This is a genomic window from Mesorhizobium sp. C395A (assembly GCF_030323205.1).
GTDB lineage: Bacteria > Pseudomonadota > Alphaproteobacteria > Rhizobiales > Rhizobiaceae > Mesorhizobium.
The window spans coordinates 1,793,059-1,817,933 of record NZ_CP100473.1 but is presented as its reverse complement, the minus strand read 5'-3'; the positions used below and the strand labels follow the sequence as shown (position 1 = coordinate 1,817,933).

19 protein-coding genes and 1 tRNA gene are annotated in these 24,875 nt (G+C 62.1%); 11 read left to right on the top strand and 9 right to left on the bottom strand.

The features are described from left to right. Nucleotides 1–137: 137 nt before the first annotated feature. Nucleotides 138–461 carry a heat shock protein HspQ gene (gene hspQ / locus NLY37_RS08940; RefSeq protein ID WP_023668971.1) on the top strand — a complete coding sequence of 108 codons (324 nt, stop codon included), beginning with the start codon at nt 138–140 and terminating at the stop codon, nt 459–461. An 81-nt stretch (nt 462–542) separates the two neighbouring features. On the opposite strand, the gene NLY37_RS08935 is transcribed toward hspQ, so the two are convergent. Next, nucleotides 543–1,166 carry an invasion associated locus B family protein gene (locus NLY37_RS08935; protein WP_023668972.1) on the bottom strand — a complete coding sequence of 208 codons (624 nt, stop codon included), beginning with the start codon at nt 1,164–1,166 and terminating at the stop codon, nt 543–545. A 260-nt stretch (nt 1,167–1,426) separates the two neighbouring features. On the opposite strand from NLY37_RS08935, the gene NLY37_RS08930 reads away from it, so the two are divergent. After that, nucleotides 1,427–3,247, top strand: a complete 1,821-nt coding sequence (locus tag NLY37_RS08930; protein ID WP_023726575.1) for an extracellular solute-binding protein — start codon at nt 1,427–1,429, stop codon at nt 3,245–3,247. A 49-nt stretch (nt 3,248–3,296) separates the two neighbouring features. Further along, nucleotides 3,297–3,977, top strand: coding sequence for a DsbA family oxidoreductase (locus NLY37_RS08925; RefSeq protein ID WP_023702256.1), 681 nt, complete (start codon nt 3,297–3,299; stop codon nt 3,975–3,977). Nucleotides 3,978–3,983: 6 nt separating this feature from the next. Here NLY37_RS08925 and NLY37_RS08920 read toward each other — a convergent pair whose 3' ends face one another. After that, on the bottom strand, nt 3,984–4,391 hold the full coding sequence (locus NLY37_RS08920; RefSeq protein WP_198024927.1) for a hypothetical protein: 408 nt from the start codon (nt 4,389–4,391) through the stop codon (nt 3,984–3,986). Nucleotides 4,392–5,024: 633 nt separating this feature from the next. On the opposite strand from NLY37_RS08920, the gene NLY37_RS08915 reads away from it, so the two are divergent. Both NLY37_RS08915 and mgtE read left to right on the top strand, forming a co-directional pair. Then, the gene (locus tag NLY37_RS08915; RefSeq protein ID WP_023741219.1) at nt 5,025–6,911 is read left to right on the top strand and encodes an ABC transporter ATP-binding protein/permease; all 1,887 of its coding nucleotides are present in this window, start codon (nt 5,025–5,027) and stop codon (nt 6,909–6,911) included. A 290-nt stretch (nt 6,912–7,201) separates the two neighbouring features. Further along, complete coding sequence (mgtE, locus tag NLY37_RS08910; RefSeq protein WP_023741218.1) at nt 7,202–8,569, top strand: magnesium transporter; 1,368 nt, start codon at nt 7,202–7,204, stop codon at nt 8,567–8,569. A 74-nt stretch (nt 8,570–8,643) separates the two neighbouring features. Here the strand turns inward: mgtE and gor are convergent, their stop codons facing one another. From gor to rpiA, 3 genes are all read right to left on the bottom strand, one after another. Next, complete coding sequence (gene gor, locus NLY37_RS08905) at nt 8,644–10,035, bottom strand: glutathione-disulfide reductase (protein ID WP_023691326.1); 1,392 nt, start codon at nt 10,033–10,035, stop codon at nt 8,644–8,646. A 124-nt stretch (nt 10,036–10,159) separates the two neighbouring features. After that, nucleotides 10,160–10,777, bottom strand: coding sequence for a DUF2059 domain-containing protein (locus NLY37_RS08900; RefSeq protein ID WP_023668979.1), 618 nt, complete (start codon nt 10,775–10,777; stop codon nt 10,160–10,162). Then, complete coding sequence (rpiA, locus tag NLY37_RS08895) at nt 10,764–11,495, bottom strand: ribose-5-phosphate isomerase RpiA (RefSeq protein WP_023741217.1); 732 nt, start codon at nt 11,493–11,495, stop codon at nt 10,764–10,766. Before rpiA ends, NLY37_RS08900 begins: the two co-directional genes overlap by 14 nt. Nucleotides 11,496–11,650: 155 nt before the next feature. Here rpiA and NLY37_RS08890 point away from each other — a divergent pair, with 155 nt between their 5' ends. Together NLY37_RS08890 and NLY37_RS08885 are read left to right on the top strand one after the other, a co-directional pair. Then, nucleotides 11,651–12,334, top strand: coding sequence for a phosphoglycolate phosphatase (locus NLY37_RS08890; RefSeq protein ID WP_023741216.1), 684 nt, complete (start codon nt 11,651–11,653; stop codon nt 12,332–12,334). 128 nt (nt 12,335–12,462) lie between these two features. Next, a tRNA-Val gene (locus NLY37_RS08885) sits at nt 12,463–12,537 on the top strand. Between the two features lie 38 nt (nt 12,538–12,575). Here the strand turns inward: NLY37_RS08885 and NLY37_RS08880 are convergent. After that, nucleotides 12,576–12,905: a hypothetical protein gene (locus NLY37_RS08880; protein WP_023741215.1), complete on the bottom strand. Its 330-nt coding sequence runs from the start codon at nt 12,903–12,905 to the stop codon at nt 12,576–12,578. A 190-nt stretch (nt 12,906–13,095) separates the two neighbouring features. Beyond that, nucleotides 13,096–15,360 carry a DNA/RNA non-specific endonuclease gene (locus NLY37_RS08875; protein WP_286442145.1) on the bottom strand — a complete coding sequence of 755 codons (2,265 nt, stop codon included), beginning with the start codon at nt 15,358–15,360 and terminating at the stop codon, nt 13,096–13,098. A gap of 509 nt (nt 15,361–15,869) precedes the next feature. Between NLY37_RS08875 and NLY37_RS08870 the strand changes: the two genes are divergently transcribed. Next, a complete protein-coding gene (locus tag NLY37_RS08870; protein ID WP_023738834.1) occupies nt 15,870–16,556 on the top strand; it encodes a Crp/Fnr family transcriptional regulator in 687 nt (228 codons plus the stop codon). A gap of 7 nt (nt 16,557–16,563) precedes the next feature. On the opposite strand, the gene NLY37_RS08865 is transcribed toward NLY37_RS08870, so the two are convergent. Further along, nucleotides 16,564–20,886 (bottom strand): cytochrome P450, encoded by a 4,323-nt coding sequence (locus NLY37_RS08865; RefSeq protein WP_023741213.1) that lies wholly within the window; start codon nt 20,884–20,886, stop codon nt 16,564–16,566. A 129-nt stretch (nt 20,887–21,015) separates the two neighbouring features. Further along, a complete protein-coding gene (locus NLY37_RS08860) occupies nt 21,016–22,788 on the bottom strand; it encodes an adenylate/guanylate cyclase domain-containing protein (protein ID WP_023726586.1) in 1,773 nt (590 codons plus the stop codon). Between the two features lie 356 nt (nt 22,789–23,144). Between NLY37_RS08860 and NLY37_RS08855 the strand changes: the two genes are divergently transcribed. From NLY37_RS08855 to NLY37_RS08845, 3 genes are all read left to right on the top strand, one after another. After that, nucleotides 23,145–23,402, top strand: coding sequence for a PepSY domain-containing protein (locus NLY37_RS08855; protein WP_023726587.1), 258 nt, complete (start codon nt 23,145–23,147; stop codon nt 23,400–23,402). A 259-nt stretch (nt 23,403–23,661) separates the two neighbouring features. After that, on the top strand, nt 23,662–24,225 hold the full coding sequence (locus NLY37_RS08850; RefSeq protein ID WP_245270796.1) for a hypothetical protein: 564 nt from the start codon (nt 23,662–23,664) through the stop codon (nt 24,223–24,225). 91 nt (nt 24,226–24,316) lie between these two features. Beyond that, nucleotides 24,317–24,787, top strand: coding sequence for a hypothetical protein (locus tag NLY37_RS08845; RefSeq protein ID WP_023668992.1), 471 nt, complete (start codon nt 24,317–24,319; stop codon nt 24,785–24,787). Nucleotides 24,788–24,875: the final 88 nt, after the last annotated feature.

Sequence of the window (24,875 nt, the reverse complement as noted above, 5' to 3'; positions counted from 1 at the left end):
TGCGCCAAATAAAGCCTGATCCCAGACCTAAGTCGGGCTCGATTTTGGGCCACGGTGTGTGTAAATTCAAAGCCTTAGAGCGCTCTTCGCACATTGGAGGGGACGCCGGGCGCTCTAGAGGCTTAGTGGTGAGTATGATGAAAACGGCCAAATTTTCGATCGGACAGGTGGTTCGTCATCGGCTGTTTCCGTTCCGCGGCATCATTTTCGATGTCGATCCGCAATTCGCCAACACCGACGAATGGTACGAAGCCATCCCGGCCGACGTGCGGCCGCGCAAGGACCAGCCGTTCTACCATCTGCTCGCCGAGAATTCGGAAACCGAATACATCGCCTATGTCTCCGAGCAGAACCTGCTCGAGGACCAATCAGGTGAGCCGGTCCGTCATCCGCAGATCGGCGAGATGTTCGACAAGCGGCCGGATGGACGCTACGAGCCGAAACGCCAGTCGAGACACTGACATCACCTTGCATCGACGTGACGACAACAAAAAAGCGGGGCATGACCCCGCTTTTTGTCGCTCCGGTATCTGTCCCGGCGATTAGTTGGCGGCTTTGGCCTTGGCCTGCTCGTCCTTGAGCTTCTTGGCGAAGTCCTGGTTGTTCTTGACGACGAAATCCTGAAGTTTTTTCTGCCGGTCCTCGATGTCCGACTGCTGCAGCGGCGCGCCGTCAAAGGCGCCGCTGAAGCCGGTCAAGGCAACCTTGATTGGATTTGGCTGACTCTGGAAGTTGATCGAGGTCAGCGTGATCGCCTGTCCCTTCTTGAAGGAAGCGACGAGCGCGTCGGTCAGCGGCACTTCGGCAACGCAACGGTCGGCGAAGCAAATGACATAATCCAGCTTCGTCGCCTTGCCGGCGTCTATTTGCAGGGCGATGCCGGGGGGCACCAGGCGACCTGGGGGAACCGTGACCTGGAAGACCTTGCGGTTTACCTTGCCCTTCAACTCAATCAGGCTGACGCCGGTGACGAACTGGCCGTTGCCGGCAGTGATGATGTTCTGGACATTGCAGATGTCGACATCTTCCTGCTTGGTGCAGGCCTTGAACCAACCCTGCGGAATCTGTTGCTGTGCCGAAGCGGTGGGAAGTCCGGCGCCCAGAAAGCCGACCACGCCCGCGGCCAGGACCGAAAGGCGGTATGCGTTGCTGTTCAGGCTCGTCATGTCGTGCATTTCCTCTCAAATGATCCCGGGACCGGCTTCTTCGCGCCGTGTGGTCCTGCTACCTGTTGCCGAATTGAGGCAACAGAATGACTTCGGAGCGCGTGTTACACTGCATGAGCAGCCGAATCCAGCCCGCCGCCTGCAATTCTTGGCCTCGCAATTTGGGTCGTGCGATTTGGATTGATGTATCTGGCCGGAGCGCCGCGGCGCCATGTTAGGGTGCACTCCGAATCATCAAGCCGCCCAGTAAGGAGACGGTCATGGGCCGCATTCTTGTTTGGCTGATCGCCGCAATCTCGTTCTTCGCCTTTGCACCCGGCGTGGCGATGTCGGAACCGAAACATGCCATCGCCATGCAGGGCGAGCCGGCGCTGCCAGCCGACTACCAGCATTTCGACTACGTCAATCCCGATGCGCCCAAGGGCGGCAACATCACTTACTGCGTCGTCGGCAGCTTCGACAATCTGAACCCGTTCATCCTGAAGAGCCTGCGCACCACGGCGCGCGGCATGCAGGACCTCATTTTCGGCAATCTCGTCTTCGAGCCGTTGATGATGCGCAACTACGACGAGGCCTTCACCCTCTATGGCCTGCTCGCAGACAGCGCCGATATGGACCTGGAGCGCAAATCGATCGAATTCCACCTTAATCCAAATGCGAAGTGGTCGGACGGTGAGCCGGTGACGCCGGATGACGTGCTGTTCACCTACGATGTCTTCACCGACAAGGGCCGCCCGCCCTACAGGGATCGCATGAGCCTGATCGCCAAGCTCGAAAAGACCGGCGATCACAGCGTGCGCTTTACCTTCAACGACAAGGCCAATCGCGAGACCCCCTTGATCATCGCGCTGACGCCGATCATCCCAAAGCACGCCTTCAACAAGGATACCTTCGACAAGACGACGCTGAAGCCGGTGATCGGCAGCGGTCCCTACACCATCGACAAGGTGCAGCCGGGACAGCGCATCGTCTTCAAGCGCAATCCGAATTACTGGGGCAAGGACATCCCTTCCAAGCGCGGCTTCGACAATTACGACCAGATCACCATCGAGTACTTCCTCAACGCCAATGCCAAGACGGAAGCGTTCAAGAAAGGCATCTGCGCCATTTACGATGAGGGCGATCCGGTCAAGCGCGAGCGCGATATCGATTTTCCCGCCTTTCATCGCGGCGAGGTGATCGCCGAGACCTTCGACACCGGCATACCGCCCGTGGTGACCGGGTTCCTGTTCAACACGCGGCTGGAGAAGTTTTCCAATCCGGAGGTGCGGCGCGCGCTCGGCATGCTCTACGACTTCGAATGGGCCAACAAGAACCTGTTCGGCGGTAAGTACACGCGCACGATGAGCTACTGGCAGAATTCCGAACTTTCCGCGCTCGGCCATCCCGCCAGCGACAGGGAAAAGGCGCTGCTGGCGCCCTACCCCGGCCGCGTGCCGGCCGATGTCATGGACGGCAGCTGGCGCCCGCCGGTGAATGACGGCACCGGCCAGGACCGTAAGGTGCTGAAGGTGGCGTTCGACCTGCTGAAGAGCCAGGGCTACACCGTCAAGGACGGGGTCCTGCTGGACCCAAAGGGAAACCCGTTCGGTTTCGAGATCCTGACGGCCTCGCAGGACGAGGAACGCTTTGCCGCCATCTATCAGCGCTCGCTGGAAAAGATCGGCATCGCGGTGACCATCCGCAGCCTCGAGGCCGACCAGATCCAGTCGCGCAAGCAGCGTTTCGACTTTGAGGTTCTTGTCGGGTCGAGCGGGTTCAGCAACTCGCTGTCTCCCGGTATGGAGCAGAACCTTCGCTGGGGTTCTTCAGAGGCCAAAAGAGAAGGTTCATTCAATCTGGCCGGCGTCGCCGATCCGGCGGTCGACGCGGCGATCGACGCGATGCTGAGAGCACGGACCAAGGAAGACTATGTCGCCGCCGTGCGCGTGCTCGACCGATTGCTGATCTCCGGCAATTACATGGTGCCGATGCAGTACAACGCGCAGCAATGGCTCGCTTACTGGAATTACCTGGATCATCCCAAAAAGACACCCATATTCGGTTATCAATGGCCGACATGGTGGCGCAAGCCGAACTGAGCGTAGCCGAGATCATGCTCGGTAAAACGCTCGGCTGCAGGAGATCAAGATGAGCGATGACAATTCCATTACGGTCGACGTGGTTTCCGACGTCGTCTGCCCCTGGTGCTTCGTCGGCCAGAAGCGGCTGGATAAAGCGATTGCCGCTGCCGGCGACGTTGAGGTTCATGTGCGCTGGCGGCCGTTCCAGCTCGACCCGACCATCCCGCTCGAGGGCAAGGACCGGCGCGAATACATGCTGGCCAAATTCGGCAGCGACGAGCGCATCCGTCAGATGCATGCCCGCATAGAGCCGCTCGGCGAAGCCGAAGGCATCGATTTCGCTTTCGACGCCATCAAGGTCGCCGCCAACACGCTGGACGCGCATCGTGTCATCCGCTGGGCCGGTGCCGCCGGTGAAGCCGTGCAGAACCGGCTCGTGCGCCGGCTGTTCCAGCTGTATTTCGAGGAAGGCGGCAATATTGGCGACCACGCCGTGCTGGTCGATGCCGCCCGCGAGGCAGGCATGGACGCTGCCGTGGTCGAAACGCTGTTGCCGACCGATGCCGACGTCGAGGAGGTGCGCACAGAAATCGCCACGGCATCGCGGATGGGGATCACCGGCGTGCCGTGTTTCCTGCTCGAAGGCAAATACGCCGTCATGGGCGCGCAGGACGCCGAGACGCTGACTGATGCCATCCGCCAGGTCGCGGCTGCAAAGGCCAAGGGCGAGCTGGAAAAGGCCGGCTGACCGAAGTTATTTCACCGTCACCTTGGCTTTGCTGAGGAAGAAGCCATGCCCGTTGCTGCCCGTGCAGGTCAGTCCCTTGGTTGACGACTGGCAGGTAAACGGCCCTTTGCTCCAGCTGTTGCCATAGGCCAGCTTCGCGACATCGCTGCAGCAGCCCTGCTCTCCCGGATTCTTGATCAATGTCGCCGGGCCGTTCGGCCCAAGGATCACGGTGACGTAGCTGGGCTCGACTCGCGAACAGCTCAGTTCCGGACCGCCATCCTGTGGCTCGTAGGTGCTGGTGCCGCCCTTCGGCGTGTAGATGCAGCCGATGTTGCCGGACGGCCCATTGAACTCAATTTGCCCTTCGGCGCTTGCCGGAATGGTCTGGCTGACGGCATGCGCAAGAGGCAGCCAGGCAAAGAGCGTCACCATTGCGGGAACGGCTGCGCGTGCAAGCATTGGGGAGCTTCCTTGTTGGGGACCGGACATGCATCGGTGCCGACAGTGCCCGGCAAGGTTCATTCCAGTGCGCTTGATTGTCAAACGGTGTTCAGCTGCAGCTAAAAAGCGTGGGCCAACTCATGAGCAGTCGCCGTGCAGGAGCGACGATCTTGCGTGCCCAACCATGATGGCCGGTGAAATGATTCGGGCGGCCTGGGGCGATCACGGACGGCAATTTTTCGGGCGATCCGGTTAGCGCGCGGTGGGAAAACCGGCCGACGGGCAGGCCTTTTGGTCACAAAGCCGTGTATGAGCTTTCCCTCAGTGGAATATATTCGCACATCTGAGCGTTCTCGCAACACATTGAAACAAAGGACAAATTTGACCCAACGACGGCGATCTCGCAGCACCAACTGTTGCCTCATGGCAACGGCCGGTGGGCTGCTTCACATTCGCCGGGATAAAATTCATAGAAAATGATCAATTGGTGTTACTATCCGTAACAAAACTAAAAAAGGTTTGGGCGGGATTGTGATTCGGGTCGACAGACCGCGACGTTCAATATCGGCACTTTGGAACCGCGACGCCCCCGCCGGGCCGTCGCCCCTGACGCCAGTATCGTCGATGCGGACCTTCTGGGGACTGATGCGGGCCTACTGGTTCTCGGACCGGTGGAGAGAGGCCTGGGCTCTCACCGTCGTCCTCGCACTCATCATAGCCCTGTCGAGCAAGGCCGACGTCTGGTTTACCGTGTTGGCGGGCGAACTGGCAGCCTCAATCGCTTTTTTCCACGACGCCGCGAATACCACGCCCCTTGAATCAGTGCTTACCAATGCCGGCCTGCTTGTGCTGCTGGTCGTGTTCAAGGACATCGGAATCATAGGCGCCTGCAAATTTGTATCGGCGACATTGCATCGCAAATGGCGCGCCTGGTTGAACGCGCGTTTCAATGCGGCGCTGCTTGATACCAACCATACTCACTACCACGCTCAGAATGGCTCGCCAGATGCGCCAGCGCCCGACAACATCGATCAGCGCGTGCAGGAATCCATCAAAGACATGGCGGGCGGCGCCATCGGGCTTGCCCAAGGTGTCTTCGGCGTCTTCACCTCACTTTATTTTGTCGGCGGCGCTTTGCTGGCGAATTCCGTGGAGGTAAAAGGTCTGGATGCCCTCGGCAGCTATGGCAGCGCCGTCCTCGCTCTGCTGGCGGTTGCCATCTACGTGCCCGTCAATACCTGGATCGCGATCAAACTCGGCGGAATGCTGGAGTGGCTCAACGTCAGGATGCAGAAGGCCGAAGGCACCTATCGCAGCGAGCTGATCACTTTGTTGCGCCGCAGTTTCCATGTGTCGGCGTCGCAAGGCGAAGACGTGCAAAAGACGATACATGGACGGCTCTATCTCGATATCGATACCACCTGGTCGAAGCTCAACATCGTCAACACCCTCTATGCGGGATTCGAATCGGTCTATAATTTCGTCGGGGCCAAAGTTGTCGCCTACGGACCTGGTCTGGTGCCGTTCATCCACAACGGCGTCGACCTCAAGGGCTACATAACCGGTTCCGAGCAGGTCAACGCGCTGATCAGCAAATGTTCCTGGTTCATCCATGTCATGCCGAGTCTCGCCACCTTGCGGGCCAACAGCCAGCGCGTCATCGAGTTGGCGCACGCCATTGAAAACGTCCAACAGCCGCAGGAATTCTACAGCCAGACCGGCCGTTCCGACTTCCACTATGCCAGCCAGAACCCGGTCTTCGGCCTGACCATCCAGAAGCTTGAACTGGCGCATCAGGGTGAAGACGCCACGCCGTTCCTGAGCGCAGCCAATCTGCGCTTTCGGCGCGGCGAGTGGGCATTCCTCAAGGGCGAATCCGGCTGCGGCAAGACTTCGCTGATCAAGGCGATCAACGGCTTGTGGCCTTATGGCCGCGGCACCATCGTCTTCCCTGACGGTGTGAGGAGCTTCTATGCCGCCCAGGAGGTCAAGCTGCAGCAGGTGTCGCTGAAGCAGCTGGTGTGCCTGCCCGGCTCCGAGGACGACTATGGCGATGCGCAGGTCGCGGCAGCCCTGCATAAGGCCGGCCTTGGCGATTTCATCGAACACATGGCCGATGAAAGCCGCGAGGGAAAGATCTGGGAGCAGCTGCTGTCCGGCGGCCAGAAGCAGAAGCTGGTTGTGGCCCGCATCGTGCTGCAGCAACCGGGACTGTTGTTCCTCGACGAAGCGACCGGCGCGCTCGACCCCGAAGGCAAGATCGCCTTCCACCAGGCGATCAAGGACAATTGCCCCGATGTCACGGTGATCAGCATCATGCACGAGGCGGTGCCGCCACGTTCGGCCTCGGGCGAGGAATTCTATCACAGCGTGGTCGCGATCGCCGACGGCGTCGCCACCAAGAGGCCGCTTGTTCCGAACCTTCCGCGCGAGCTCACCACCATCCTTACGCAGCCGCGGCCGGTCGAGGACAAATGGATGCGTTTTTCACGCCGGCTGAAGCAGAAATAGCAGCCACGCCGAAGCGCGTTCCGCCACTGGCGGCGGGGCACTCGCTCCCTCCCCCTTCAATAATCATCACAGTCTCGCGATTGGGCCGGCTCCCGGCTGTTTTCCGCCACTCCCGCGATTGACTCGCCAAGATGCGCTCCTATGTTGCGCCCGCTCGCTGAATTCCAACTCGAACCCGCGAGCAGAAAGGTCACCGCGCCATGCCTGGCGACAGTAGTCGAACGCAACCGCCGTCCGCCTCGATGTGACCTCTAACGGCTCACGTCCCGCCGGACGGCGAGGAGTGAGCCATGAACGAATTTACCCCCGTCGTAGCAAGCGACGATGCCGTCGCTATCGCGCGTATCCTTGCCAATGATCACGTCGCCGATGTCGTCGAGGCCCTGAACCGGGAATCTCGCGATACCGCGATAGAACTGCTTTGCGAAATGCCGTTCGAGCGGCTGGTCGAGATCTTCGACCAGCCTAAACTCGACGGCGCCTCCGATCTGGCCGAGGCGCTGCCGCGCGCCAAGGCGTGCAAGCTCCTGACCGCCATGTCGGTCGACCGCGCCGCCGATATCCTGCGCGAACTGGACGAACCGGCGCGCTCCGAGCTGCTCGGCGGGTTGGTCCCGCCGCTGCGGGCAACGCTGCTTTCCATTCTCGGCTATCCCGAAGGCAGCGCCGCCTCGATCATGACGACCGAATTCGTCAGCGTGCCGTCGGACTGGTCCGTCGGGCTCACGCTCGACTACATCCGCAAGGTGGAGCGGACGCGGGAGACCGTCTACGCCATCTACATCGTCGATCCAGACACGCATGTGCTGGTGCGCTCGACCGGCCTGCGCCGGCTGATCACCGGCGAGCCGGACGATCCGATCCTGTCGGTGGCGCCGGATCGCGCCCCGGTGACGGTGACGCCGCTGACCGATCGCGAAACACTGGCGCAGACGATCTCCAAATACGACCTGCTCGCGGTTCCCGTCGTCGACGATGGCAAGATCCTCGGCATCGTCACCATCGACGACATCATCGACACCATGATCGAGGAGACGACCGAGGACGCGCATCGCTTCGGCGGCATGGAGGCGCTCGACGAGCCCTACATGAAGATGAGCTTTCTCGCCATGATCAAGAAGCGCGGCGGTTGGCTGTGCGCGCTGTTCATCTCGGAGATGCTGACCGCCAATGCCATGCAAAGCTATGAAGGCGAACTGGAAAAAGCGATCGTGCTCACTCTGTTCATCCCGCTGATCATGAGCTCGGGCGGCAATTCCGGTTCGCAGGCGACCTCGCTCGTCATTCGCGCGCTGGCGCTGCGCGAGATCGGCGTTCGCGACTGGTGGCGGGTGGCGTTGCGCGAATTGCCAACCGGCCTGGTACTCGGCGCCATGCTTGGCGTGGTCGGCATCTGCCGCATCGCGCTCTGGCAGTATATGGGCTTCTACGATTATGGGCCGCATTGGCCGCTGATCGCGGCGACCGTGGGGGCAGCCCTTGTCGGCATCGTCACCTTCGGCTCGCTGTCGGGGTCGATGCTGCCGTTCGCGCTGAAACGGATCGGCTTCGATCCGGCGAGCGCCTCGGCGCCGTTCGTCGCCACGCTGGTCGATGTCACCGGCCTGGTGATCTATTTTTCGGTGGCGCTGGTCATCCTGCGCGGCACTTTGTTGTAATAAGCTTCAGGCCTCCCATCGCGGTGGCAACAGCGGCTGCCATGGGGGGTTCTTCAAGATCGAGCGCGCGGGCGTCAATCGACCCGCACGCCGTTCTTCACGCGGTAGGTGGGCTTGTACATGGTGACCAGTTCCTCCGCTGCCGTCGGGTGGACGGCCATGGTGCGGTCGAAATCATCCTTGGTGACGCCGGCCTTCAGCGGAATGCCGAGCAACTGCGCCATCTCGCCGGCGTCCGGCCCGAGGATGTGCGCGCCGAGCACTTTTCGCGTGGCGCCATCGACCACCAGCTTCGTCAGCATCTTTTCGTCGCGGCCCGACAGCGTGTGCCGCATCGGCCGGAATGTGGCGCGGTAGATTTCGATATCGGAGTAGCGCTTGACGGCATCGTCCTCGGACAGCCCGACGGTGCCGATCTCCGGCTGTGAGAAGACGGCGGTCGGAATGGTGTCGTGGTCGGGCGCGGTCGGATTGCCCTTGAATGCGGTCTCGATGAAGCACATGGCTTCGTGGATCGCCACAGGCGTCAACTGCACGCGGTTGGTGACGTCGCCGATCGCCCAGATGTTGTCGATGTTGGTGCGGGAATACTGGTCGACAACGATGGCGCCGGTTATGCCGAGCTCGATACCGACGCCTTCCAGGCCCATATTCTCGGTGTTTGGGAGGCGGCCGATGGCGAGCATGACCTGGTCGATCGTCAGCACCTTGCCGCCGGTGACCAACGCATCCAGCCTGCCGTCCGGCCGTTTGCGGACCCATTCCGACACGGCGTGGCAGAGGATCTTGATCCCCTTCTTTTCCATGGTTTCGTGCAGCATGTGCCGCAGGTCCATGTCGAAGCGCGACAGTATCTCCTTGCCGCGATAGACCAGCGTGGTGTCGACGCCCAAGCCATGGAAGATATTGGCGAATTCGACGGCGATGTAGCCGCCGCCCTCGATCATGATCGCCTTCGGCAGTTGCTTGAGGTCGAAAACCTCATTGGAAAAGATGCAATGCTCGTGACCGGGCAGCGCCGGGTGCGGCGCCGGCCGGCCGCCGGTGGCGATCAGGATCTGGTCGGCGGTGACGGTGCGGTCATCGCCCAGGAGATGCACGACATGCGGGTCGACCAGCATGGCGCGCGAGTGGAACGTCTCGCCGCCGGCGCCTTTCACGTTCTTTTCGTAGATCGCTTCCAGACGGGCGATCTCGCGGTCCTTGTTGGCGACCAGCGTCGGCCAGTCGAAGCTCGCCTCCGGCACCGTCCAGCCATAGCCGGCGGCGTCGGCAAAATGCTCGGGAAATTGCGAGGCATAGACATAGAGTTTTTTCGGCACGCAGCCACGGATGACGCAGGTGCCGCCATAGCGGTATTCCTCGGCGATGCCGACACGCTTGCCGAGCGCTGCCGCCACGCGCGCCGCCCTCACCCCGCCGGAGCCGCCGCCGATGACGAAGAGATCGTAGTCGTAACCGGCCATGCTGCTGTTCCTTGCCCCAAGAAATGTTTGAGACAGGTAGGCTGCATGAAGCCAAAAGAAAAGCCCGGTTTCCACCGGGCTTTCTGGTCCAGCGGCAAGGATGCCGGTGGCGAAATCAGACGTCTTAGTTCTTCGGCGCTTCCGGCTGGTCACCGTCTGCGGGCGCATCGCCGTCGGCAGGTGCAGCGCCATCGGCGGGGGCAGTTGCGTTATCCGGCGCAGGCGCGGCCGGAGCAGCGGCCTTCGCGGCGGCTGCCAGCGTTTCGCCGACCTGCTGGGCGAGATCGCGCGCCAGGCCGTTCTGCCAGATGTCGGCGGCCTTGACCAGTTCGCGCGTCACGTTGGGGCCGTTGTCGAGCAGCTTCTTGCCGGCATCGGAATTGTAGAAGGCGGCGATGTCGGTGAGATCCTTCTCGGAGAACACCTTGGCATAGGCGAGCGCTGCTTCCTTCTCCAGATCGGCACGGCGCGAGGCCAGCGCCAGTGCCTTTTCGCTGACGGTCTTGCCGATCAGCTCCTGCATATCAGGGTTCTTCTGGATAAGCTGCTGCTCGAGCGAGGCCGCCGCTTGCGGCAGGATGTTGTCGAACGAGTCGGTCGCGTGGATTGCCGTGACCGCCGCCCGTGCCGCCTTCAGATGCGATTCCGTGATCTCCTGCGAGAACGCCGGGGAGGAGAAGGCGAAAACGGCCGAAGCCGCCAGAACGGCGCAAAGATTGCGAACCCGGTTATGCAACATCATGATCGGTAGAACTCCCTGGTTTTCGGGCGGCATGGACGGTTTGGATGCCGTCGCCGCCGGCGATGATGGCCGCTGACGCCAGCCCGATGAAAAGACCATGCTCGACCACACCAGGAATGGCATGGAGAGCATTAGAAAGCGCTCTTGTATCCGGAATGCGGCCAAAAGATGCATCGAGGATAAAATGGCCGCCGTCTGTAACAAAAGGCTGGCCCCCCGTCATCCTCAATGTAACCGGGCCGGAAAGGCCGAGACTTTTGGCCGCTGCCGCGACCGCGATTTCGGTCGCGCACAGGCCGAACCGGTTGACTTCGATCGGCAAGGGAAACCGGCCAAGGGTGTCGACCATCTTCGAGCGATCGGCAATGACGATCATGCGCTGAGATGCCGCCGCGACGATCTTCTCGCGCAGCAGCGCGCCGCCGCCACCCTTGATCAGCGTCAGCGCCGCGTCGATCTCGTCGGCGCCGTCGACGGTGAGGTCGAGCTCGGGCGTTTCCTCAAGCGTCGACAGCGGCACGCCGAGTTCGCGGCAAAGGGCTGCAGTGCGCTCCGACGTCGGCACGCCGATGACGGTCAAGCCCGCGGCGATCTTTTCGGCCAGCAGCCGCACGAATTCGTCGGCCGTCGTCCCGGTGCCGATGCCGATGCGCATGCCGTCGCTGACATGGGCAAGGGCAGCCCGCGCGGCCTCGACCTTCAACTGCCTCGCATCCATGCTCGCCCCGGGGATTTGGCTTGGTTCTGATTTTTCTGGATGCGCGCTCCTAGCACTTTTGCCCGCAGGGTCAAAGACTTTGGCTCGCACCGGCTTGCCTGAAAGAAGCGCAGCCGCTATCGCCTGCCTGCAATGCATCAGCCACAGGACAGGCCATGACCCAACCGATCATCGTGTTCGACCTCGACGGGACGCTGATCGACACGGCGCCGGACCTGCTCGACAGCCTCAACCACAGCCTTGCCGCCAGCGAGCTTGCCGCTGTCGACGAGGCCGGCTTCCGGCGTTTTGTCGGCCAGGGCGGACGGGTGATGATCGAGCGCGCGCATACCGCGCAGCAGAAGTCGCTGGCGGTGGAGGAGCACGACCGGCTGCTCAAGCTGTTCCTCGACCACTACACGCTCAACATCCCCGGCAAGTCGCGCCCCTACCCCGGCGTGGTCGAGGCGATCGCCCGTTTCGAGGCGGCCGGCTATCTACTTGCCATCTGCACCAACAAATACGAGGCGAATTCGAAAGCGCTGATCGAGGCGCTCGGCCTGACAAAGCATTTCGCCGCGATCGCCGGCCAGGACACGTTCGCCTTCTGCAAGCCCGCCCCGCGCCATCTGACCGAGACCATCCGGCTCGCCGGCGGCGATCCGCATCATGCGCTGATGGTCGGCGATTCGCAGACCGACATCGACACCGCCAAGGCCGCCGGCATTCCGGTGGTCGCCGTCGATTTCGGCTACACCGACCGCCATGTCAGAGAATTCGAGCCGTCGGCGGTGATTTCGCATTTCGACGCGCTGACGCTCGACCTGGCGGAACGGCTGATTGCAGCTGCGGCCGGCTGAGCGAAACGGGCGATTGCGCGGCAGCGTCCGCCCTTGCCTATTTCAGGCGTAGAAGGCAGGCGCATCGCCTTGACTTCAACCGCATGCCTCTCTTATATCGCGGCTCGCTTGGCCTTCGGGCAACGAGCGGGCGATTAGCTCAGCGGGAGAGCACACCCTTCACACGGGTGGGGTCGCAGGTTCAATCCCTGCATCGCCCACCATTTTCTTTCCCGGAACAGCACACTCCAAGCCAGCACTCCTAGCAGCTGCAACTCGCCCCTTCCCCACCAAAATTCTTCTGCGCAAAGTTCAACGCGCTTGAGTAGCTCGTGTAGCTCTGGAATTGGCAGACATCGGATCCGTTCCGCACCTTCATCTGCTCAATCTCCCAGAATGAGACCTCGATGTGGTCGTTGGCGCAGTAGACAGTGTATTTTTCAGGCTCCAGTGCCTGCGCCTTCTGCGGCGGCATTGAGACGGCAGGAATGGAAAGCGCTGCAAGTGCAAGCATGATGGCGTGACGTGTGGGCATGTAAAAACCCCGATGAAAACCAGCCCGTATTATTGCCGCTATCTTGAAGCGCTGCATCACGGCTTTTTGACGAACGACTTCTTTCCGGTGCCCGGCTCGCCGTCAGCTATGTGCTGATCCAGATCTCCGCTGTGTTGGCGCTAATTGGTACCGCTCGGGGGCGCGTGGCCGGCAGCAGGGAGGTCGGCTTGGATTGCGTCCATTCGGTCATGGTGTTCCCTGCAAGACATCGCAGCGCCGCGCGAGCCTAAGCCTTCTTCTTTCGTCTCCGTGATCCCGCCCGCGTTGCAATTTCGCCGCCACGAACCGTTTCGTACTGGTCGGCGTCGACAATCGATTTGTCGAAGGTGATGCCGGTCATTTCGGAGATTTCGGTTAGCGGGTACATGGCGCCGATGAACTCGTCGGAGACGGCAAACTCCAGCTCCGTGTCTGACAGATCCTGTTCGAGCACGAAGCCATAACTGGCGATGCCGTCACTGACGCGGGCGACCACCACCTTCCAGAAGCGGCGCGGCACTAGCGCGCGAAGACTGGTGCCTTTGGGACCCTTGCCGGCAAAGGTCCGGTCGTCTTTGGCGAGGACCGGCCCGGCGAAGACGCAAAGCCGCTCGCTCGCCGCCTCCGACAGGACGTGGTTCTCAAGATCGCCCCAGTTCTTCTCGCCGCTGTCGGAGCGGTTGTAGCCTTCGACCTGGGGCGAGCAGTTGGTGACATGGAAGGAGCAGACATTGCCCCTGAGCAGCAGCTCGAAGGTGCTGCCCCAGGCCACGTCATCGCGCCTGACGATATGACCCTTGTCGAAGGCGCCCTGATCCTGGGTGTAGAAGACGTCGGGGATCTGGTACTTGTCGTCGAGCCGCAGATCCGGGAACCAGCGCTCGCTGAACAGGCCGCCGCGCGAATAGTTGCGGCCCTTTTCCGGCTCGCGCAGATTGCTCTCCTCGGTGACGTTGGAGGCGGTGAACAGCGCCAGCCGCCGCTTGGCGTGCATCTTGAGCGAAAAATTCTGGTAGTCGAGTTGCGTGCCGCCGGCCTTGAGCGGCGCCAGCACGGAGAGGTCGGTGGCCTCAGGCATGGGCACAACGACCGGCGCGAGTTTGGTGCCGCCAGAGAGAAATTTCTCATCGTAGCCCTTATAGCCGGCATAGTCCGCGACCGTTTTGGGAACGAATGCGCCGCCTGGAGGGGTCGGCTTGGCCGCTTCGAGCTCGACCGATTCCGTGACCGCTTCATGGGCAGGCGTTGCGCCGAGCGAGACGGTGATGCGCAACGGCACTTCGAAGGTGACGCTGCCGCCCGGCGAAACGACGACGCCTCCGGATGGAGGCGTCTGGGTGGCGACGCCCGGGATCTGCTGGACGCCGCCGACTTCAACCAGGTTTACGCCCTCGGCCGGCGACCCGCTGTCCGCCTTGTTCCACCATGCGCCCCAATCGTTTGGGCCGCCGCTGGCGGCGCCGGCGAAATTGAGGCCGAGGTCGACGACACGCTGGTCCTTGGCGAGCGCGCCGGTGGGCACGGCGTAGTTGCGCTCGAGATAGCGGCCGGCGAAATGCAGCGCCACGACCTCGCCGGTGGCGAGGTTGATCATGGCGGTGCCGGAGTTGCCGCCAGTGGTCGAGCAATCATGTGTCGCCGCGCTGACGATCTTGCCGAAACTCTCCGTATCGAAGCCGCCCTGCAGCATGCCCGGTTGCAGGCGCTTGACCTGGAAACGATTGCGCATGAGCTCGTTCTGGACATCGACCGCGTTGCGATTGTCGAACGCGGGATAGCCGATGGCGACGACTTCCTGGCGCAGCATATCGCGCGCGTCGGCGACCGCGAGCGACAGCGGCGTGATGTTGTCGGGCAGGCCTTCGACTTCGAAGATCGCCATGTCCCAATAGGGATGGATCATCCGGACATTGCGGATCTTGAAGACGTTTCCCGCCGCCGAATCGCGCTTGAAGTCGATGCCGGCGGCGCGGCCGTTGATGAATTGCAGATTGCGGTCGCCAAGGCCGTCCGCAAATATCTGCGCCACATGACGGTTGGTCATCAGCAGGTTGCGGCCGACGACGAAGCCCGTGCCGCCGTAAGGGATATTGGTGTTCCACAACAGTTCGATACGCCCGATCGCCGGCAGGGCGGCTTCGATGCGCTGCTTCAATGCGGCCTCGCTGGTAAGCTTCGTCCACAGGGAATGGCCAGGTGTCGGAGCGCCGTCGAAAGTCAGCGTCGTAAAGGTGCCATCCTTGATGTCATAGACCGGCCGCAACTCCGGGATGATTATGGCTTCCAGATCGGAAAGCTGCTCGGGCGCGACTTCGGCGCCGCGCGCGAGGCTCTCCATGCCAGCGCGCGCCGATTCAAACGCCGCCTCCGTCTTGCCGGCTTCCGCAGGCGCAAGGGATTCCAGAGCGCCGCCTGCCATCTTCTCCATGTTGCCGAGGACCGATTCAGTCCCCTCGCCCCCGGTGACGAGATCGAGATATTGACGGATTCGCTGCTCTCTGCTGACCGGCATAGTCGCCCCCAAAGGTCCTGTCGAAGTAAAAGAACTGTATTGCCAGATTTTAGACCGGCGCAATTCTGACCGGCAGGCAAAGAAACAAATCAATTTGCGTCGAAGATGACCGGAGCGCAACGTCGGCATGTCTCTTTGCCGGCAGTCGCTCGCGCGATGTATGACGTTCGCATTATTTCAGCGATGCCGTATGTGATCTCCGTCACAGACGCTCACGCTGTTTGCGCCCACCTATCGCAACGGGTGGAAGGGCATTGCGGCCGCTCGGTTTTACAGAAATTTTATCACCTATCCATTTTTATCAGTTGGCGCCTGCACGCGCGGCTCCTCTCGCCGCGCGTGCAGGCGGCTTTCCGCCCGGCACGAGCCAGGCACTGGGCGCGACCACGGCGCCAAGCCTTTACAAGGCGTAATCGCAAGGGATGAACGCCGGCCTTTGACGCGGTGCACTCTTGCCTTAGACTTCGGGCCTTAAACTTCGCCGATTGCGGCAATTGGGAATTTGGAACATGGCTTTTGGCGGCCCTAACGACAGAAACGATCTGCCGCGCCTGGCACGCATCGATCCAAAGCTGTTCGATATCCTGTTCAGCGGCTGCAAGGTCGAGCGCTACGCCGCCGGCCAGCATCTGTTCGTCCAGGAAGATGCCGCCGACCGGATCTACGGGGTGATGAGCGGCACGGTGGAAATCTCGATCTATTCGCCCGGCGGACAGAAGCTGGTGGCCAATATCGAGCTGTCGCGCAGTCTGGTGGGCGAGATCGGCGCCCTGGACGGCCGGCCACGCACCGCCACCGCCATCTGCCTGACCGCTTGCGAGCTGGTTTCGCTCAGCAGGATACAACTCTTTGATCGCATTGAGAGAAATCCACCGCTGGCACGCGCGATGATCGAACTTCTGTGCGCCCGGCTGCGCTGGGTCAGCGGCGAACTCGGCGATCAGGCCTTCTTCGGCATCGAGGCGAGGCTCGCCAAACGCCTGGTCTTCCTGGCCAAGGTGATGGCCGACAGCGCCGGCTGGATCCCGATCTCGCAATCGGAACTCGGAGAGTTCCTCGGCGCCACGCGCGAGTCCGTCAACAAGACGCTCAACGACTGGCGCAACCGCTCGTTCATTGCCATCAAACGCGGCGGCCTGCGCATCACCGACACCGGGGCACTGCGCCACATCGCCGAGTCGCAGGACGACGACTGACGCCGAATCAGAGCCGCGAAATCAGGTAGCGCAGCGCCGAGCGGCTGGGCATGAAGAAATATCCACCCCCCTTGGTGGTGACGAATTGCGGCATGTCACGGAGCGTCGTGACCTTTTCCCATGACGGAATGGTGAACCTGCCATCGCCGCCGCGCGAACCAATCGTCGGGTCCTTTTCAGCGACGAGGCCCTGGAACGTGGCCGACGAAACCCAGGTCTGCTGAATGAATTCGTACTGGCGCTCTATGTCGGCGTTGAGGCACATGAACAGCAGCCCCTTTTCGACCTTGCCATTCTTACCGTCCTGCTTCTCATAGGTGCGGCCGACCCGCAGGATACGATGGCGCTTGCCGATATTGATCTGCGTATCGCGGTCCTCACCCAGCGAGTCGCGTGGGTTGGAACGGCGAATGTGGGCACCAAGCGGGCAGCGATGGCCTTGCGGATCCTCGGCGCCAGCGGCGAAGTTGTTGTCGATGACGCGTCCCGGATGATCCGGGTTGCGCACCAGCGAGCTACCGTTCTGCCAGCGGCCGAGCATCTTGGCGGCAATCCAGTCTTGCGTGATGGCTTGGTTGCCGAGTTGGCTCGCGACCAAGGCTGCAGCCTTTTTGCAGTAGTTGTTGAAGACGTCGACGTGCTGCTCGAACTGGCGAATAACCAGGAATGAACCGTTGCGCCCGAAATCGCGCGGCGGTGGCGGCAGGCCCGGAATCAGCCGGCTACGGCGCACCTGCGAAAGGATTCCAGTCCGATCGCGTGATGCGCTTACCGAGGGCGAGGCTGGATAGAACCCATGCTCATCACGATAGCCGAACAGGAACTCGCCGGGCGCGACCAGATGCATTGATGCAGCACCCCTGCTGGCGCGGGTCGTGCCCCGGACAATCGGCTGCGAAATCCCGTCCGCGAAACCGAAATGCTCGTAGGCTGGCCCACGTTCCGACCGATCGTCACGCTTTGCCCCGTCGGACGATTTCGTCTTCGTGTCGGTCGGACCCCGGTTTACGGCGAGCGGCAGTTCGGCGACGACCTTCATGCCTGCACCGGTCGTCTTTCGTCTCACGGTGGCAATCTCGGTCTTCAACCGTCCCGGGTCTTCAGCATAGCAGACGATGACCAGGTCCACAGGGTTCTCCAACGACCCCCACTCCCATTCGTCCGGGCCGTCGCGGCCTCGGTCGTCCAGTATGCGCCCACGCTCGGGATTGCCCATGCCATGGCGAAAGGCGATCGGAAATGTTTCCAGTGGATCGCCCTCCACACCCTCGTCGAGCCCAAACTGCCGCAGGCCACCGGGACCAAAGGCGACTATCATAGCTCGCCCGGCGGGCCTGCCTTCGCCGAAACTCGTCTGCTCGACAACGAAATCGAGCCAGGCTCTGCGCTTGGGCGCCGGCAACTTGTCCGGCACCCGGATCGCAAGCATATGCGAATAAGCGAGCGGGCCGAGCGGGCCGAAGAAGATGGACTGGATCTCGCCGGTTTCCAGCTGCTGTTCGAGAGGCGCCGGAAAGGCAGAGCTGATATTGGCCAGCAGCGAAGTGGTCTTTTGAACGGTGGTCGTTTCACTCGCCGGGCGCCGTAGCGAACCGAACAAGCTCAGCCAGTCGCGCGCCTCGTTGCCGACGGCGGAAGCAATGCCGCGCCTGACCCGGGAATTGATCCGGATGCGCTCTGTGTTGATTTGGGGATAGGCGGAGTACCAGAACAGGGTCGGCACCTGCTGGCGCCGCGCCCAGCGCTTGAAACGATCGCCGTCGCGGGCGCCGTCCAGGAACAGCCATCGTGTGCGTGGATAGCCCACGGTGTTGCTCCACACGCCGGTCAGGCCAGCGGACGCCTTGGCGATGAAGTCCTCAAGATAGCTTTCCCAGCTGCCGCCGTAGTTGGAGAAGAACATCAATCGGTTGGAGCCGGGCAGCAGTATCCAGCGGGCGAAATGGATGGTGTTGATGGTGTTGAGGAAGCCTGGCTTGAATACCTTCTGGGCAGCTATCGAGATCAGGTAGAAAGAAAACCTGAGCGCCAGCCGCCGCAGAATGCCGGCCTTCATCGTCGAAATCGCAGTCAGATGGTTTTGTGCCGCGTGGCCCTCCTTGACGAGTATCGCGTTCAATTCAGATATGCCGATCGATGTGCTTTCCGGCCGATCCCTGTCCTCGCGGCGTCGCAGCGCCAGCAAGCACGAAAACGCCAGCAGCGCCGCTGCCACCAACATTCCGAGTCCCGACAACAGAAGTGAGGTGATTGCTACGGCTATGGCGGTGAAGGAGATTTCCTGGGAACTGATGTCGATAGATCTGCCGAACACCACACCGTAGGTCATGTACCAGCAAGCAGCCCAGATGATCGCCACCGTGACGAAGACCGGCGGCACCAGCAACGTCGTCATCAGGGCACGGCCCCAATGACCCGGCGGCTTTTCGAGCAGGCTTTCGGCCGGCTCGAACGCCCAGGCAAACGTCCCTAATGACTGGACACGCTGGCGAACTTCAGCGAGCACGGCAGGAGCGTTGCCGGCGCCTTTGCGTGGCCGCTCGACGATGTCGCGCACGGCTTCGAAAAGCTGCTGCTCGGCCTTGATACGCTGGACCGAGTGCCCCGGCGTGCCCGAAAACACCAGTCCGGCATTGCTGCCGAAAGACGGCGATATGTCGACATTGTGCTTGCGCAGGAAATCGTTCAATGCGCCGCCATCGCGCAGATCGCAGACCTCCTTGAAGATCGGCCGCAGCCGGTGCCCGATGGCGTGCGTGACTGCGTCGATGACATCGTCGATGCTGCCGTCACCGGAAATCTCGAGAACCAGAGCTCCTTTTTCCTGACCGGAATCAGCGCCGATCTCGCCGGTGCCGACCACGGTCAGGCTGGTGAAGTGGACGGTGCCGGCAATGTCGAGCGCGGTGCGGATCTCTTCGACGGCCGGGTTGCCGAGGCTGGCAACCTTGTCGCGGACAGCATCCAGCGACGCGGACCGGGTGACCGGGCAGACCACCGTCACCATAGACTGCGTTACGGTGCGGCAGAGTTCTGCCCGTTCGAAATCGACCTTGAGGGTTTCGGGATAGGCGCCGATGCGGGTCATGCGCCCGGCCTTGCCGGGCATGCGGCGCACGCCCTGCTTCTGGAACAGGGCGCGCAGGCTTTCGCCGATCTGGATCCTGGCGATCTCGGCGCCGATGCACTGATGAATGCCGTGGCCGAACACCATGTAGTCGCGATGCGGGCGCGATGTGTCGAACTGGTCCGGGTTCTGCACGGCGTCGGCATCGAACATCGCCGACAGCGTCGCCGGCATCACCACCGTGCCGGCCTTCACCAGGCGCTCGCGGCGCGTACCCTTGCCGATGATCGCGTCGCGGGCCGTGTAGCGCCAGGGGCCGACCCAGATCGGCTTGAAGCGCATGGCTTCAAGGACGGCCCTGTCGAGCTTGGCGGTATCGTTTTCGGCCAACGCGGCATCGATAGCCTGCCGTGCGTCGGGCCGCGACAGGATCACGTCGAGGCAATTGCCGGCGGCCAACACATTGGTCGGGACGAAGCCGGCGATCATGCCCAGCATGATCGAATTGAGGTCGTCCCGCGACAGGCGGCCCTGATCCATCTGGACAACCAGCCTCGCCAGCGGTTGCTCGGCCTTCAAGCCCCGGTCCCTGGCCGACTGGATGGAGCGATCGATGACTTTGAGAAGACGGTCGCCCGCCACCACTGCGAGTTCGCGCATGACGGGGCTCGCCGTCGGGTCCGAAAAGAACAGCGCACTCAGCGCGATCGCCCAGTCGGCGAATTCGGATTCATCGTCGATCTCGACGCCGAAATAATCTCGACAGATGTGCACCGGGACGATCTTCATCAACCTGGAGATCGCATCAAAGCCGGGGCTAGCGCGCGTCATGATCTCTTGCGAATGACGCGCCGCGATCGGCCTGACGGCGGCTTCGACCTCGGCCGGCGGGAATGCACTCAGCACCGACGATTTCATGCGCCGGTAGTCGGCGCCGTCCTGCATGCCGAGGATGAAGTTGGATCCCCGGGCAAGCTCGGTCATTTCAGGGCCGTATGGGGTCTGGAATTCGTCGCCGCGCTCCAATATGTCGCGGACATCGGCGTTCTTGGTGACCACGAGAACACCGAAGAGCTTGCCGGTCGGCCGGAAACGCCGCAACAAGGAAAGCGCCCAGCGGGGGTCTTCGGCCAGAGACCCGACGATGCGCGCAATCAGCCCTGTCTTCCGGATCCGGCCGAGATCGAAGGGCGGCATTTCCGACAGCGGGCGCTGGTTTTTCTGGGCCGCGCGAATAGCGTCGAAATACTTCAGTTCGGTCATGCGCGTTCAAGCCCCCCGGCTATCCACGTTATTGCGATGCCGGCCGTTCAACGCCTAGGTTTGCATCGGTTGCACGTATGTGAATCTTTTCACAGTTGGTCCATGTTCCAGCCAGCATTGACGCCATGTTCATTTGGCCAGTCGGAAATTGGCGACGAGGATCTCGTTCGCGGCCTTGTCGGTGAACGGTATCCAGCGCACACGCTGTTCTGAAAAATCGGGATGCCGGGTGGTGAAAATGGTCATCTCGCGCCGCGCCTGTTCCGGCCGGCCGCTTCGCATCAGCGCGCCGATCTTCAGGAACCTGGAATAGAAATAGCCGGGAGACAGGTTGAGCGAGCGGTCAGCGGCAGCGATCGCCGCCGGCCAGTTCTCGACCAAACAATAGGCCGCCGTCAGTTCCCCCAGATTGTGGAAGCGGTAGAGGTCGAACGGGCTCAATCGCTCGGTATCGAGAAAGAACGGTATCGCGGTCGCGGCATTGCCGAGCAGCAGCTGGGCGCTGCCCATGGCCGAGCGCGCGAAGGCAAAGCTCGGATTGATGTGGATCGCTTCCTCGAGATGGTCGACGGCCGACCGCGGTTCGCCGCGCATGATGTCGACGGCGCCGAGATGGGCGTGCGGGCGCGCATCCAGGCTGTCCACCAGCAACGCCTTGCGGGCAAACTGCTCGACCTTGTTCAAATCGTCGCTGTCGCCGAAACGCAGCCATGCCCGCCAGAAATACCACCACGCCAGTTCGTTGAGCACGGCGCTCGAGTTGGCGTCCTCGCGGTAGGCCTTCTGGAAGAACTCGAGTGCGGTTTCGGTGTCGCCGCGGGTGCGCCGGTTCATGTGCCAGCGGCCCCGTCGCACCAGTTGCCAGGTCTCCAGGCTTTCCCAGGGAACCTGGAAGGTGCGTGCCTGTTCCGCCCGGTCGACCTCCTTGTCGAGGATCGAAACGATCTCAGCGCCGATCTGGTCGCGCAGGTTGAAGATGTCGACCAGATCGCGATCGAAGCGCTGCGACCACACCAGCCGCCCGTTGGACGCGTCGGCCAGCGAGGTGTTGAGGCGGATCTGGCCACCATTGCGCATCAGCGTGCCGCTGACGATGTAGCGCGCGCCGAGCGCGTTGCCGATCACCCGCGTGCCCAGCGTGTCGTCGCGGAACTGGAAGCTGGAGCCCTTGGCGATGACCGAGAGCCATCTGGTGTTGGATAGACCATAGATGATGTCCTCGGCGATGCCGTCGGCCATGTAGCCGATGTCATGCTCGCCGCCATCGGCGTGGAAGGGCAGGACGGCGATCGCCGGCGGCCCCTTGGACGACAGCTTCTGCTGCGCATTGGCCTGGGGAATGGCCGCGAACGACGCCGCCGGCGAGGATCCGTTGCCGCTGCGGCCGGCGATCAGAACGCGCACCGGCAAGGCGATGTTCTTCAGCATGAATTCGCCGAGATCGGTGAAATCGGCCGCCGTCTTGTCCTTCACATGGTGCCAGGTCGTCTCCGAAACGGCGAGACCGTTGCCCGGCGCGAATTCCTGGATTCTCGCCGCGATGTTGACGTCGTCGCCGTAGAGGCGGCCACCACGCACGATGACGTCGCCGGTGTTGATGCCGGCGCGAAACGGCATGCGCATATCGTCGGCAACCTCGGCGTTGAGGGCGACGATGCGGCCCTGGAAATCAAAGGCTGCGCGCAACGCCTCGATCGGATTGCCGAACTCGGCCATGATGCTGTCGCCGGCGTCGCCGAACGTGCGGCCGCCAAATGTGCCACAGCTGTCGGCGATGATGTCGCGCCGTTCCTCGAATGCCGCGACAGCAGACTCGTCGTCGATGCCCATCAGCCTCGAGAACCCGACGGCATCGATAGAAATGATTGTCGCCAGCTGACGGGTGTAGTTCCGTACAGCCATGTTCGAGCCCCCGCTCCCTTTCTGGTTCTGGTCCAGCACAGGCGACGACCCGTTCCTGAAACACTTCGCCGCGCGCTGAGAGATGAAGATTCCGGCGGGGTTGGCGCGCCATGCCACCCCGCCAGGACCAGAAGTCTAGCAGGGTCTTTGGCAAAGCTCTACCACCATCGGGTTGTCCAGCGCGGGCCGTGGCAGCACTCATGGTTGGCCGGCCGTTGGCGCAAATATGGGCGTGCCGTCGCTCTGATCGCCGCGATCCAGGGCTTCACGGAACCTGCGCGACGTCAGCTATCGGAACAAACTGTGCTGCCTGCGAGTTTCCGGTGCGGTTCAGCCAACGTGAAATGAGGGTAATCATGCGAAATCTTGTTCTGGCGACCGGTGTCGTCGTTGTTCTGGCCGGCTCGACGGCCTTTGCCGCGGATGACAGCCCGCTGCCGCCGACGAATGCCCAGAAACTGTCGGCAATCATCGCCAAGGTCGAGCAGCGCGACGGCTTTCGCTATGTGAAGGAGGTCGACTGGGACAAGGACGGGTACACCGTGACCTATTACACCGCCGACAAGGCGAAAGTCGAAATCACCTTCGATCCCGTGACCGCCGAACCGAAATAGCGCCGATACCGCACCGCTTCGGCAATTCCGTCCGCCGCGTTTTTTGCCTACGATGGTGGCAGTTGTCGGACAACGGGGCGACCATGCTTTCTTCCAATCGAATTGCCAACTCGCTTGCGCTTGTCGTTGCACTGGCTGGCGCGGCGGTCTGCCTTGGTCCAGCGCGTGCCGACGAGCCATCCTTCGACTGCCGCAAAGCCAGCCTGCCGGTGGAAAAGGCGATCTGTGCCGACCCGCAACTGTCGGCAATTGATGCCTGGTGGCCGAGGCCTTTACGGGTTTCGAGCCAGCCTTTGGCGGCGACAAGCGCAAGATCGCCCGTGCGCTCATCGACGACAGGAACGCCTGTGGGCAGGATGCCGCCTGCATCGTCAGCGCCCAGAACAATGCGCTGCAGACCTACGGCAATGCGCCGTCCTGGGTGCAGGATTACAACATCGCCCTGATCGGCAAGAAGGCGCTCGACACCGCGGCCCGCCATCCGGGCAGCCCCGACCAGCCCCTGCCCTCGTCGATCGGCCAATGCGCCTTGACCCACATCACCGCGCTGACGACGCGGCTCGGCGACGACCCGCTGGAAACCGCCGGCCCTGAAGCCGGCAGCCTGGCGCGGTTCAGCAATGGCGGCGCCGGGGTTTCCTACGAGCGGGAGCCTGGCCTTGCCAGTTCGAAAGCCGGCGATCCTGTCGTCATGTGCCTGATTTCGATCCCGAGGGATTGTCCGCAGGGCGACGAGCGCGGGCGGGTCTATTACGGCGTCGACCTCACGATAAAAGGCACATGGGTTTTGCCGGATTCACAACATCTATGCGGCGGCGCCTGAAGATTTGCCGCAAAGCACTGCTGGATGCACTCTTGCGCCGGTCCGCCTTTGATGGCTGAGTGCGCGTAACAGTTGCAGGGCACGGGGGTGCATGGCCATGGTTAAGCATGTTTTGAAGCGCATCCTGATGATGCTTGCCGGCTATTTCGTTTCGGTGCTGATCGGATTGTTCGCGGTCGTGGCGATATATTGCGCACTCGCCGTATTGCCCAACGCGCCGGACTATTTCGGCGCCATGCAATTTTCGCCCATTGTCGTGCTGCTGTGGCCGCCGCTCGGCATGGTCGTCTATTTCCTGACGATCGTGCTGACCGGCCTGCAGACGCTGATCTTCGCGCTGCTCGCCGAATTCTTTGCCCTGCGCAATTTCCTGGTGCACATGCTGTTTGGCGCCGCTGCCGCTGCAGCCGGCTTCTTCCTGGTCTGGCCGGCCGCGGAAGAGGATGCCGGACGCTGGGCCGATATCGGCATCATCGCCGCCGCCGGCCTCGTAGCCGGTCTGGTCTATTGGCTGATCGCGGGCCGCGACGCCGGCTTCCGGCGTCCGCTCATCCAGCGCTGATCGCAGGAAACGGGCGACCGTCCATCGGCCAAAAATCTAATTAAACCAGAGAGATAAAGTGAGTTCCTCGTTCGTTGAACGAGGAACT